12 protein-coding genes are annotated in these 11224 nt (G+C 73.4%); 6 read left to right on the top strand and 6 right to left on the bottom strand.

Annotated features, from left to right (window positions below; genetic code table 11):
• Window positions 1-7 precede the first annotated feature (7 nt).
• A complete protein-coding gene (otsB, locus tag ACFWA9_RS35500) occupies window positions 8-877 on the bottom strand; it encodes a trehalose-phosphatase (RefSeq protein WP_380393015.1) in 870 nt (289 codons plus the stop codon).
• 87 nt (window positions 878-964) lie between these two features.
• A complete protein-coding gene (locus ACFWA9_RS35495; RefSeq protein ID WP_329489143.1) occupies window positions 965-1204 on the bottom strand; it encodes a DUF3263 domain-containing protein in 240 nt (79 codons plus the stop codon).
• A gap of 104 nt (window positions 1205-1308) precedes the next feature.
• Between ACFWA9_RS35495 and ACFWA9_RS35490 the strand changes: the two genes are divergently transcribed.
• Window positions 1309-1653 (top strand): cupin domain-containing protein, encoded by a 345-nt coding sequence (locus ACFWA9_RS35490; RefSeq protein WP_329489142.1) that lies wholly within the window; start codon window positions 1309-1311, stop codon window positions 1651-1653.
• 31 nt (window positions 1654-1684) lie between these two features.
• On the opposite strand, the gene ACFWA9_RS35485 is transcribed toward ACFWA9_RS35490, so the two are convergent.
• Window positions 1685-2956 carry an extracellular solute-binding protein gene (locus ACFWA9_RS35485; RefSeq protein ID WP_329489141.1) on the bottom strand — a complete coding sequence of 424 codons (1272 nt, stop codon included), beginning with the start codon at window positions 2954-2956 and terminating at the stop codon, window positions 1685-1687.
• A 311-nt stretch (window positions 2957-3267) separates the two neighbouring features.
• Between ACFWA9_RS35485 and ACFWA9_RS35480 the strand changes: the two genes are divergently transcribed.
• On the top strand, window positions 3268-4215 hold the full coding sequence (locus tag ACFWA9_RS35480; RefSeq protein WP_352297321.1) for an ROK family protein: 948 nt from the start codon (window positions 3268-3270) through the stop codon (window positions 4213-4215).
• Window positions 4212-5414, top strand: a complete 1203-nt coding sequence (gene nagA / locus ACFWA9_RS35475) for an N-acetylglucosamine-6-phosphate deacetylase (protein ID WP_380393009.1) — start codon at window positions 4212-4214, stop codon at window positions 5412-5414. The genes ACFWA9_RS35480 and nagA overlap by 4 nt, the downstream gene beginning before the upstream one ends.
• A gap of 67 nt (window positions 5415-5481) precedes the next feature.
• Here the strand turns inward: nagA and ACFWA9_RS35470 are convergent, their stop codons facing one another.
• Both ACFWA9_RS35470 and ACFWA9_RS35465 read right to left on the bottom strand, forming a co-directional pair.
• Entirely contained in the window at window positions 5482-6504 is a 1023-nt protein-coding gene (locus ACFWA9_RS35470) for a hypothetical protein (RefSeq protein ID WP_380393006.1), read from the bottom strand.
• Between the two features lie 174 nt (window positions 6505-6678).
• On the bottom strand, window positions 6679-8478 hold the full coding sequence (locus ACFWA9_RS35465; protein WP_352297327.1) for a diguanylate cyclase domain-containing protein: 1800 nt from the start codon (window positions 8476-8478) through the stop codon (window positions 6679-6681).
• A gap of 367 nt (window positions 8479-8845) precedes the next feature.
• Here ACFWA9_RS35465 and ACFWA9_RS35460 point away from each other — a divergent pair, with 367 nt between their 5' ends.
• Window positions 8846-9373, top strand: coding sequence for a flavin reductase family protein (locus ACFWA9_RS35460; protein WP_329489136.1), 528 nt, complete (start codon window positions 8846-8848; stop codon window positions 9371-9373).
• Between the two features lie 14 nt (window positions 9374-9387).
• Here the strand turns inward: ACFWA9_RS35460 and arfB are convergent, their stop codons facing one another.
• Window positions 9388-9819 carry an alternative ribosome rescue aminoacyl-tRNA hydrolase ArfB gene (arfB, locus tag ACFWA9_RS35455; protein WP_329489135.1) on the bottom strand — a complete coding sequence of 144 codons (432 nt, stop codon included), beginning with the start codon at window positions 9817-9819 and terminating at the stop codon, window positions 9388-9390.
• Window positions 9820-9902: 83 nt separating this feature from the next.
• On the opposite strand from arfB, the gene ACFWA9_RS35450 reads away from it, so the two are divergent.
• Window positions 9903-10400, top strand: a complete 498-nt coding sequence (locus tag ACFWA9_RS35450) for a hypothetical protein (RefSeq protein WP_380393001.1) — start codon at window positions 9903-9905, stop codon at window positions 10398-10400.
• 125 nt (window positions 10401-10525) lie between these two features.
• A complete protein-coding gene (locus ACFWA9_RS35445; RefSeq protein WP_329489133.1) occupies window positions 10526-11101 on the top strand; it encodes a TerD family protein in 576 nt (191 codons plus the stop codon).
• Window positions 11102-11224 lie beyond the last annotated feature (123 nt).

Below are 11224 nucleotides of genomic sequence, written 5' to 3'. Positions count from 1 at the left end.
GCCGACTCTAGGAGCCCTGGGCCCGGTCCCCGAGCGCCGCTCCCAGCGCCGTCAGCAGCCCGACCACGCCGGCCGGGCCGGCGACCACCAGGTCCGCCCGGTCGGCGAGCTCCCGCACCGGCGCGTCGCCGTCGACCGTGCCGCTGCACACCAGCAGGCCGGCCAGCCCCTCGCCGCGCAGCTTCTCCACGGCCGCGAAGGCCGCCACGTCCCCCAGGTCGTCCCCCGCGTAGAGCACCGCCCGGGCGCCCCGCTCGCGCAGGAACCCGGTCAGCGCGGCGCCCTTGTCCACCCCCGGCGGCCGCAGCTCCAGCACCAGCCGGCCCGGCTCCACCACCAGCCCGTGCTCGGCGGCCAGCGCCTCCACCGGGGCGCGCAGCAGCTCGAACGCCTCCTCCGGCGCCTCCGTCCGCCGGGTGTGGACGGCCAGCGAGCGCCCCTTGTCCTCCACCCACGTCCCGGCCGGCGCTCCGACCCGCGCCAGTACGCCGTCCAGCGCGGCGCGCGCCCGTGCTACTCCCGGGTGCGCCGGCGGCGCCGTCAGCTCGCCGCCCTCCCAGCGCTCGGCCCCGTAGTGCCCGAGCACCACCACGCCGTCGACGCCGCCGAACCCGCCGTACTCGACCGCCAGGGCGGCCGGCCGGCCGGTCACCACCACGATCGCGCCGACCCGGGGCGCCAGCTCCGCCAGCGCGCCCGCCGCCCCGGGATGTGCCCGCGCCCGGCTCGGATCCGCCACGATCGGCGCCAGCGTCCCGTCGAAGTCGAGCGCCACCACCGCCTCCCGGGGCGCCCGGAGGATCGCCTCCAGCCCCGCCCGTCCGGCCTCGTTCCCCGGCTCCGCCATCTCCTCAAGACCCATGTCCTCAAGACCCATGTCCGGAACCTACCCAGCCTTCCGGGCCCGACCCGCCCCCGGCCCCGGGAACGCCCCGGCAGCCCGAGCGGCCCGGGACCACCCGGGTTACCGGGCCGCGCGCCGTGCCTCCCGCACCCGCCGCAGCCGGTTCACCAGCACCGGCGCGTGCGCCAGCGCCGCCGGCCGGTCCAGCAGGGCGTTCAGCAGCTGGTAGTAGCGCGTGCTGGAGAGCCCCAGCTCCTCGCGGATCGCCCGCTCCTTGGCCCCGGCCGTCCGCCACTGCCGCCCTTCGAGCTCCAGCACCGCCGTGTCCCGCTCGTCGAGCCCGTCCGTCCCCGCACCCATCCGCGACCCACCTCCGTCCAGCACTACGGAGTGTCATTCTCCCCCGGCGAGGCGACACACCTTGCGCCCCCGCCGGCGTCCCCGCCCGGGCTAGCGTCACCCCCATGACGCCCAGCTTCGCCGTGCACATCCCGACTGCCGAGCTCGAACCCGACCCGCTCGACCCGGCCCAGATCGTCTCCGGCACCCCCGAGGTCTCCGGCCGCGTGCTCTCCGAGTCCCCCGACGGCCGCCAGCTGCGCGGCATCTGGCAGATCACCCCCGGCGTGGTCACCGACGTCGAGGCCGACGAGATGTTCGTGGTGCTCAGCGGCCGGGCCACCGTCGAGATCGACGGCGGCCCGACCCTGGAGGTCGGTCCGGGCGACTGCGCCGTCCTGCGGGCCGGCGACCGCACCACGTGGACGGTCCACGAGACCCTCCGCAAGGCCTACGCCATCACCCTCTGACGTCCGCACCCGCCGCCCGGCCCGGGATCCGTCACTTGCGGACCCGGGCCGCCTCCTTCACCGCGGACTCCTGGAGCCCCTCCAGCACCTGCTTGGCGTCGCCCGTCACGGCGCCGCCGATGCCCGCCTTGATCCGGTTGCTGACGTCCGCCCAGGCCGGGTCCCCGAAGGGGTAGAAGCTCGCGTTGGTCAGCCCGGCCGCGAACTGCTTGAGGTCCTCGTGCCTCCCGTCCTTGGTCACCGCGGTGAAGGCGTCCTGGGTGACCGGCAGCAGGTTGTACGTCTCGTCGAACTTGAGCTGGTTGTCCTTGGCGTACACGAAGCTGAGGAACTTGCGGATCTCGTTGCGGTGCCCGTTCGCCTTGAACGCCATCATCCAGTCGGCCACCCCGAGGCTGCCGGTCTTCGCCAGCCCGTCCTTCTTCGGGATCGGCGCCGTGCCGAAGTCGATCTTGCCCTTGGCCGCCATCCGCAGCAGCGTCGGGTGCCCGTTGAGCATCGCGACCTTCCCGGCCGCGAAGTCGGTGAACATCGGCGTGCGGTTGGTCTTCCCGGGATCGGGGTTGGTCAGCTTGGTGTCGACCAGGTTGGTGCGCAGCCAGGTGAAGGTGGCCTGGTTCTCCGTGCTGTCGATGGTGTAGTTGCCGACGTCGTCGGAGAGGCTGCCGCCACCGCTCAGCGTCCACAGCATCGACTCGGCCGGGGCCTCCTCGGGGCCGAGCGGCAGCCCGTACGGGGTGACCCCCGGCACCTTGGCCTTGATCTTCTCGGCGGCCTGCCGGAGCTCGTTCCAGGTGGCCGGCGGCTGGGTGATCCCGGCCTTCTGGAAGACCGCCTTGTTGTAGAACAGCACCCGGGAGGAGGAGACGAACGGGATGCCGTACTGCGTCCCGAGCACCTGGCCGGCGTGCGCGAACGACTCCATGATGTTGGCCTGGGTCTCCAGCGAGAGGACGTCACCCGCCGGGTACAGCCGGTTCGCCACCGCCTGGTCGGCGAAGCCGCCGGTCTGCAGCAGGTCGGGCGACTTGCCGGCGGCCACCAGGTCGTCGACCCGCTTGCCGATGTCGGTCCAGCTCGTCACCTCGACGTCGATCCGGATGTCCGGGTTGGCGGCCTCGAAGCGGCGGGCGACGTCGTCCCAGTACAGCTTGGAGCTGGTGGCCGCGTCCTCGCCGTAGTCGGCCGCCACCAGCTTGAGGGTGACGGTCTTGTCGTCCTGGCCGCCGCAGCCGGTGAGCAGCAGCGCTCCGGCCAGCGCGGTGCCGAGCAGCCGGGTGGGGGCCTGGGCGCGCCTGATCAACGCGGGTACCGCCTTCGGGGGGTGAAAGGAAGCGGGGGGCCGGAGGGGGGAATCCGGCGGAGGGGAGGCGGCAACCCTGCCAAATGCGGTGCACAGTGGTCCACACCTGTGGGCCGTCCCCGCCGGGTAGTTATCGAAGTGCGGAGGTCATTGCACGATGCGCAATGAATCGGCGTGAAAACCGCCCTCTCCGGGCGGGCGCAAAGTGCCGCACACCACATGGTTCTGCGACAAAGCTCACCTACTTTGGACCAGACCAATCCGACAACTGGACTAGACCTCTCCGACCCAGCCAAGGGAAACTGTCCTCCGTGAAGCACGTCATCGCACTCGATGTAGGCGGCACCGGCATGAAGGCCGCGCTGCTCGCCCAGGACGGCTCCGTGCTGTTCGAGGCACGCCGACCGACCGGGCGGGAGCACGGCACTGATGCCGTCGTCGCCGCCATCCTCGACTTCGCCGCCGACCTGGCGGACGAAGGTCGCAGCCGCTTCGGCGTCGCCCCGCTGGCGGCGGGCGTCGCCGTCCCGGGGACGATCGACGAGAAGAACGGCATCGCGGTCTTCTCCGCCAACCTCGGCTGGCGGGACCTCCCGATGCGCGACCTGCTGGGCGCGCGCCTGGCCGGGGCGGGCGGCACCGCGATGCCGGTCGCGCTCGGCCACGACGTGCGCTCCGGCGGGCTCGCCGAGGGCCGACTCGGCGCCGGGCGGGGTGTGGAGCGCTTCCTGTTCGTCGCGCTGGGCACCGGGATCGCCGGCGCCATCGGCATCGGCGGCCGGATCGAGGCCGGCGCCCACGGCTACGGCGGCGAGATCGGCCACGTCGTGGTCCGCCCGGGCGGGCCGCGGTGCGGCTGCGGCGCCCGGGGCTGCCTGGAGACCCTCGCCTCCGCTTCCGCCGTCTCCCGGGCCTGGGCCGCGGCCAGCGGGGACCCCGACGCCGACGCGGCATCCTGCGCCGTCGCGGTGGACGCCGGGGACCCCCGCGCGGTCGCGGTCTGGCAGCACGCGGTGGACGCCCTCGCCGACGGCATCGTGCTCGCCCAGAGCCTGCTCGACCCGTCCACGGTGATCGTCGGCGGCGGCCTCGCCGAGGCCGGCGACACCCTCTTCACGCCCCTGCGCGCGGCGGTCTCCGAGCGGTTGACCTTCCAGATGCCCCCCGAGGTCGTACCCGCCATGCTCAAAGACACCGCCGCGTCCCTGGGCGCCGGCCTGCTCGCCTGGGATCTGCTCTCCATGGAGGTGACCGCGTGACCACCGCGCGAATCGAATCGGCGGGCCTGCCCGCGGGCATCGCCCTGGCCGGCGCCCGGCTGGTCCTGCCGGGCGGTGTCGTCGAGGGCGACCGGCTCACGGTCGAGGGCGACCGGATCGCCGGCATCACGGGCGGCGCGGCGCGGCCGGGCGATCTCGACCTGACCGGGTACACCGTCGTCCCCGGCTTCGTGGACCTGCACGTCCACGGCGGCGGCGGCGCCTCCTACGCCTCCGGGATCGCCGAGGAGGCCCTGCGGGCCGCCCGCGTCCACCTCGCACACGGCACCACCACCACGGTCGCCTCCACCGTCACCGGCGAGATCGACGAGGTCGCCCGCCAGGCCGGCGTGCTGTCCGAACTCGTCGAGGACGGCGTCCTGGCCGGCATCCACTTCGAGGGCCCGTTCATCTCCCACAACCGCTGCGGCGCGCACCGCCCCGACCTGCTGCGCGACCCGGACCCGGCACTGGTCCGCAAGCTCGTCGACGCGGCCCGCGGCCACGCCAAGATGGTCACCCTCGCCCCCGAGCTGCCCGGCGGCCTGGAGTCGGTGCGGATGCTCGCCGACCTCGGCGTGATCGCCGCCGTCGGCCACACCGACTCGGACTACGCGAAGACCCTCGAAGCCGTCGACGCCGGCGCCACCGTCGCGACCCACCTGTTCAACGCCATGCCCGGCATCGCCCACCGCGCCCCGGGCCCGATCGTGGCGCTGCTGGAGGACGAGCGGGTCACCGTCGAGCTGATCAACGACGGCGTGCACCTGCACCCGTCCGTCCTCGACCTCGCCTACCGCACGGCCGGCGCCTCCCGGGTCGCGCTGATCACCGACGCCATGGGCGCCGCCGGGATGGGCGACGGCCTCTACCCCCTCGGCCCGCTCCAGGTCGAGGTCAAGGACGGCGTCGCGCGGCTGGTCGAGGGCGGCGCGATCGCCGGCTCGACCCTCACCCTGGACGTCGCGTTCAAGCGCTCCGTCACCGTCAACGGCCTCTCCCTGGCCGACACCGTCGAATCGCTCAGCACCGTCCCGGCCCGCCTGCTCGGTCTCGCCGACTCGACCGGCTCGCTGGAGGCCGGCAAGAACGCCGACCTCGTCGTCCTCGACTCCGACGGCTACGACCTCGTCGCCGTCATGCGCCGGGGCGAGTGGATCACCGGCGGCGACACCTTCGCCGCCGTGCGGCCCGCCTGACACCGGACGCGCGACGGCCGCCCGCTCCCCCTCGGGAACGGGCGGCCGTTTCGCGTCCGCGCGCCGGTCAGCCGCCGTACGGCTCGACGGTCAGCTGGTCGATCAGCACCGGGCCGCCGCTCGGGTTCATGATGGCGACGGTGTTCGAGCCCGCCTGAAACTGCGGGAGTATGAACGTGGTGTACCAGGAGGACGCCGGGTCCTTGCCGGGCGAGTAGTTCTTGAGCGACAGCCCGCTCGGCCAGTCCTTGCCGTTGACCGCGGCCGAGGCCTTCACGTCGCTGCCCGCGTTGTTGAAGTGCACGGTCAGCTTGTACGTGCCGGCCGTGGCGACGTCGCCGGTCCAGCTCACGGTCGCACCCGGCTGGAGGGTCAGGTAGCTGCCGTCCGCCGACTTGGCGCCCTTGACGGTGTTGCCGGACGGGGCGTTCTGGCCCTGCAGCTGGCCCGCGTCGACGGTGGCCGGACCCGAGGTGGCGGTGGCGCCGGGCGAGGCCGTGCCGGAGGCGGACGGGCCGGCGGTGGTGGCGCTCGGGGCCGGCGGGGCGGTGGTCTGGGTGCCGCTCTTTCCGCTCTTGCCGCCGTCCGGGTCGCCGGTGGAGAGCGCTATGCCCGCGCCGATCGCGATGGCCGCGACCACCGCCACCGCGCCGATCACCGCGCCCTTGCTCCTCCCGCTGCTCGCCCGCTCCTCACCCGGCTGCGGCCGGGAGCGCTCGGCGTACCGGGTCTGCTGGGTGGGCGCGTCGCCGCCGTACTCCAGGTGCTGCGCGGGCTGGTGCGGCACGGGCGGCTGGTGCTGCGTGGGCGCACCGCCGTACTCGGCCTGCTGCGGCGGGTACGGCTGCCCCTGCGGGTAGCCCTGCTGCGGCGGGTACGGCTGCTGGCGCTGCTGCCCGTACTGCGCACGGCCGACCTCCATCGGCCGGTTGTACGACGTACGGGGTACGCCCTGCTGCGGCTCGGCCGGCTGCGCGGCGCCGCCGCCGGCCGGACGGTAGAGGTAGCCGAAGGGATCGTCGTCCTGGGGGGCACCGCCCTCCGGGCCCTCGGGCACTCCGTTGCTGCCGGCGGTCGTCACGGTGGTCAACTCCCCATCGCGGTGGCGCCGCCGGACTTCCCCGCCGTCGGCGCACGTGGTGGTCGCTCGTACCCGGGAACCCTACCTGCCGCAGCCGATCCGCCGAAAAGACCCCTTGACAACCTGCGAGTAGCTTTCACCTCACCGCCACGGGACACCGGGCGCCCGGGCCGCCGTCCGGGGCTAACCCGCCCGGCGGTGGGAGCGTTCGCCCCGGGCCCCGCGCACCGCGCCGCCCCGGGCCCGCTTCTCGTCGTACATCCGCTCGTCGGCGGTGTGCAGCACCTCCTCGATGCTCATCCCGCAGCCGGCCCAGCCGACGCCGAGGCTGACCCCGACCCGCATCCCGCGGCCGTCGATCCGCATCGGCGGGATGATCGCGTTGCGCAGCCGGTGGGCGAGGTCCTTGGCCTCCTCGCGGCCGATGCCGTCGGCCAGCACCACGAACTCGTCGCCGCCGAGGCGCGCCACCGTGTCGCCCTCCCGGACGGCCTGGCTCAGCCGGCGGGCGACCTCGACCAGCACCGCGTCGCCCGCGTTGTGGCCGAACCGGTCGTTGATCGACTTGAAGCCGTCGAGGTCGCAGAAGAGCACCGCGAGCCCCTTGTCCGCCGCGGCCGCGCCGCCCGACCGGAACGGGCCCGACCAGACGTCCCCGCCCGGGCCGTGGTCGGCGGGGACCACCGCGTGCTCGTGCTCGCCGTAGCCGGCGGCCGCCACCGGGTAGCCGTCGGGCAGCCCGTAGCCGTGCGTCCCGCCGGTCCGCGGGTCGGCCCCGTCCAGCCCCTCGTAGGCGGCGTGGGCGCTGTAGGAGTCGACGGCGTAGCCGCTGTACGCCGGCGAGTACGCCCCCTCGCCCTGTCCGGCCGGGTGTCCGGCGACGGCGCCGACCGTCTGCGGTTCGTTGCAGAGCCGCCGACCCAGCCGGGCCTTCAGCTCGGCACCGTTCGGCAGCCCGGTGAGCGCGTCGTGGCTGGCCCGGTGGGCGAGCTGGAGCTCGTGGCGCTTGCGGTCCTCGATGTCCTCGACGTGGGTGAGCAGGAAGCTCGGGCCCTCGGCCGCGTCCGCGACGATCGAGTTGCGCAGGCACACCCACTGGTATCCGCCGTCCCGGCGGGACAGCCGCAGCTCGGCCCGGCCGCTCTCGGCACTGGTGCGCTCCAGCAGGGCCCGGTCGTCGGGGTGGACGAGGTCGGCGAAGCTCTGCTGGCGCAGCACCGCGCGGGGGCGGCCGAGCAGTCGACAGAGCGCGTCGTTGACCCTGGTCAGCTGGCCGCGCCCGGCGCCGTGCAGCTCGGTGATGGCCATCCCGCTGGGCGCGTACTCGAAGGCCTGGCGGAAGCTCTCCTCGCTGGCCCGCAGGGCCTGCTGCTCCTTCTCCAGGCGGGCCAGCGCGCGCTGCATCTCGGCCCGCAGCCGGGCGTTGCCGATCGCGATGGAGGCCTGCAGCGAGAACATCTCCAGCGCCTCGCGGGTCCAGGCCCCGGGTCGCTTGCCGCTGCGCGGGCGGTCCACCGAGAGCACGCCGAGCAGGTCGCCGCCGGCGCTGTACATCGGGGCGAGCAGCCCGTCCGCGGGGTGCCAGTCGTTGGCGTAGACGGGCATCGGGCCGTCACCGATCCAGCGCGGGATGTCGCTGGCCACGGCCCAGCCGCGGTCGTAGGGCAGGAAGCGCAGGGTGCCCCAGTGGTCGCTGACGCCGAGCAGCCGGTCCCAGGACTCGCGCGAGCCGACCTGGCCCAGCAGGACGGAGGGGCCGCCCATGGCGCTCTCCTCCAGCTCCCAGACGGCCGCCACCACGAGGTCGCCGTCCGGACGGACCAGGCTGACCGCCGCGGCGTCGAATCCGAGCCCGTGGACCGCACCCTCGACCACAGCCTGCAGCGTGCCCGCCAGGCTGCGGGCAGCGTTGAGGTCCGCCACGACCCGGTGCAAGGTGCGGAGGGTCGCGAGGCGGACGTACGGCTCCGACTCGGCTTCCATGCGGGGGCTCCCCGGCTGCTTCGGATAGTTCTTGAATGGTTATCGTCCGATTGCCAGAAGAACTGAATCACAGGGAGCACAGCGTTCGGCACGCTCGGTCAGCAATAGGCCACCACTTGTGACTTAAATCACACGACACTTATGCGCCCTTAATCAGCTCATCCGCCCCATAACGGGACATAAGGCTTTATAGGAACATTTCTGGTGGTCGGCCGCATTGCCCGTGCACTGAAGCCGCCTGCCGCCCGGCAGTCCCTCCACTTCACCCCTGAGGGTGAGCCTCGGCGCGGAACGTAACCTCTGCGCCGATGGTCCTACGACCACGGCCCGATGCCGTTTCGCGCGGCCGCCGACTACCGTGCGGTACGTGTACTCGGCTCCGCAGCCCGAAGCTGCCTCCCAAGCGACGCCCGACGAGTTCCGGGCGGCCCTCTCCCAGCTCGCCTCCGGCGTGAGCCTGGTGACCGTCCACGACCCGGAGGACGGCGAGGACGTCGGCATGACCGCCACGTCCTTCCTCTCCGTCTCGCTGGAACCGCCGCTGGTGCTGATCTCCGTCCGCGAGGACTCCCGGATGGACGAGGTGCTCTCCCGCGCCGACACCTGGGCGGTCTCCCTGCTCGCCGAGGAGCAGAAGGCGCTCGGCTCGCGGTTCGCCATGAAGGGCCGGCTCAGCGACCGGCTGCTGTTCGCCGACGCCCCGCACCACCGGGGCCGGCGCAGCGGAGCACCGCTGATCGACGGCGCGCTCGCCACCGTGGAGTGCCGCACCGAGCAGCGGATAGCCGCCGGCGACCACACCCTGCTGCTCGGCCGCGTCCTGGAGGCCGCGGTACCGAACGCCGGCGGCCGCCCGCTGCTCTACTTCCACGGCGGCTACCGGCAGCTCGGCTGACCGCGGCCGACGCGCTACTCGCCCTTCGGCGAGCGGCGGCCCTGCTTCAGCTCGGCGCGGTGCCGCTTGTTGGTCAGCCGCCGCTCCACCATGCCCCGGCTGGGCTTCGTCGCCCGGCGGGCCTTCGGCGGCGGTGCGGTGGCCTCCCCCAGCAGGGACGCCAGCCGGGCCGCGGCGACCTCGCGGTTGCGCCACTGCGAGCGGTGCTCCGACGCGCGCACCACGAGTACCCGCCCGTCCACCAGCCGCCCGGCCAGCCGCTCCAGGGCGCGCTGCTTCCACACCTCGGGCAGCGCCGCGGAGGCGGCCAGGTCGTAGCGCAGCTCGACCTGGGTGTCGGAGGTGTTGACGTGCTGGCCACCGGGGCCGGAGGAACGGGAGAAGCGCCAGACGAGCTCGGCGTCGGGGACGACCACCGATCCCCGGACGCGAATGGGCTCGGGCATGCGCCCATCATCCCGTGCCCCGCGCCCCCGGTCACGCGGTTATCCGGTCACCCGGTCATCCGGGACCGCCCGCAGCCCCGACAATGGCGTACGTGATCGAGCTCGGCTACTCCCTCTCCAACCGCTTCCCCGACCCCCCGCAGACCGACTACCGCAGCGCCTCGGTGCACGCCCTGCGGTACGACCTCTTCTGCGGCGACGTCTACCTGGACGCCGACGGCACGGAACTCTCCACCGCCTGGGGCTGGGTGCCGGTGCTGGACTTCGCCTGGGCGCTCTGCGACATCGTCGAGGAGCTGGACCGGGACCCGGACGGCGGCCGCGCCGCCCGGGTGCAGGCCTGCGACCTCGACTTCACCCAGAACACCGAGCTGCTGCGGTTCGCCCGCCGGTTCAACTGGGTCGAGGTGAGCGCCACCTGGCTGCCGGACGAGGCGCCCGCGGTGGTCCGCCACGGCGACCTGCGCCGCGAGGCCCGGGATTTCCTCCAGGACACGCTGGCCGATCTCTTCGACATGCACCCCGAGCTGGCCGACAATCCGAACATCTGGTCACTTCAGGGCCGCTTCCGCCGAATCTGAGCGAGCTCGGCCCCGGCCATTGCCCACCGGTCATCCGCTCCGAAGAATGTGTGCCGCGCGGCGTGGAACCAAGTCCACGTTCTCCCGCGTTATCCCGGCAAAGCAACGAAGGGACAGCAAACACCATGCCAGTGAGCCTCTCCAAGGGTGGCAACGTCTCGCTGACCAAGGAGGCCCCCGGCCTGTCCGCGGTCACCGTCGGTCTCGGCTGGGACGTCCGGACCACGACGGGCGCCGAGTTCGACCTCGACGCCAGCGCGATCGTGCTGAACGCCGACGGCAAGGTGCTGTCCAACAGCCACTTCGTCTTCTTCAACAACACCAGCACCCCGGACAGCACCGTCGTCCACACCGGTGACAACCGCACCGGCGAGGGCGCCGGCGACGACGAGGCGATCAACGTCAACCTCGCCGGCCTGCCGGCCGAGGCCGTCAAGATCACCTTCCCGGTCTCGATCTACGACGCGGTCGCCCGCTCGCAGAACTTCGGCCAGGTCCGCAACGCCTACATCCGCGTGATCAACGCGGCCGGCGGTGCCGAGATCGCCCGCTACGACCTCTCCGAGGACGCCGCCACCGAGACCGCCATGATCTTCGGCGAGCTCTACCGCAACGGTGCCGAGTGGAAGTTCCGCGCCGTCGGCCAGGGCTACGCCTCCGGCCTCGCGGGCATCGCCCAGGACTTCGGCGTCCAGCTCTGACGCCACGCTGAAGCGCCCGGCCTCCATCTCGGAGGCCGGGCGCTTCGCCGTTCCCGCGCCGCGCGCCACCCCGGAGGTGCGACCACGAACGCCCCGGCGCGCGGCCCCCCCGCCTGTCTCTTA

It is taken from the genome of Kitasatospora sp. NPDC059973, from assembly GCF_042737525.1.
Classification (GTDB): Bacteria; Actinomycetota; Actinomycetes; order Streptomycetales; family Streptomycetaceae; genus Kitasatospora.
The sequence above is the reverse complement of the archived record's forward strand: the minus strand, read 5'-3'. Positions and strand labels throughout refer to the sequence as shown.

Bases quoted from the DNA above. Each gene is read 5' to 3' on its own strand.
- otsB (WP_380393015.1), bottom strand. From the start codon at position 877: ATGGGTCTTGAGGACATGGGTCTTGAGGAGATGGCGGAGCCGGGGAAC.
- ACFWA9_RS35495 (WP_329489143.1), bottom strand. From the start codon at position 1,204: ATGGGTGCGGGGACGGACGGGCTCGACGAGCGGGACACGGCGGTGCTG.
- ACFWA9_RS35490 (WP_329489142.1), top strand. From the start codon at position 1,309: ATGACGCCCAGCTTCGCCGTGCACATCCCGACTGCCGAGCTCGAACCC.
- ACFWA9_RS35465 (WP_352297327.1), bottom strand. From the start codon at position 8,478: ATGGAAGCCGAGTCGGAGCCGTACGTCCGCCTCGCGACCCTCCGCACC.
- arfB (WP_329489135.1), bottom strand. From the start codon at position 9,819: ATGCCCGAGCCCATTCGCGTCCGGGGATCGGTGGTCGTCCCCGACGCC.
- ACFWA9_RS35450 (WP_380393001.1), top strand. From the start codon at position 9,903: ATGGCGTACGTGATCGAGCTCGGCTACTCCCTCTCCAACCGCTTCCCC.
- ACFWA9_RS35445 (WP_329489133.1), top strand. From the start codon at position 10,526: ATGCCAGTGAGCCTCTCCAAGGGTGGCAACGTCTCGCTGACCAAGGAG.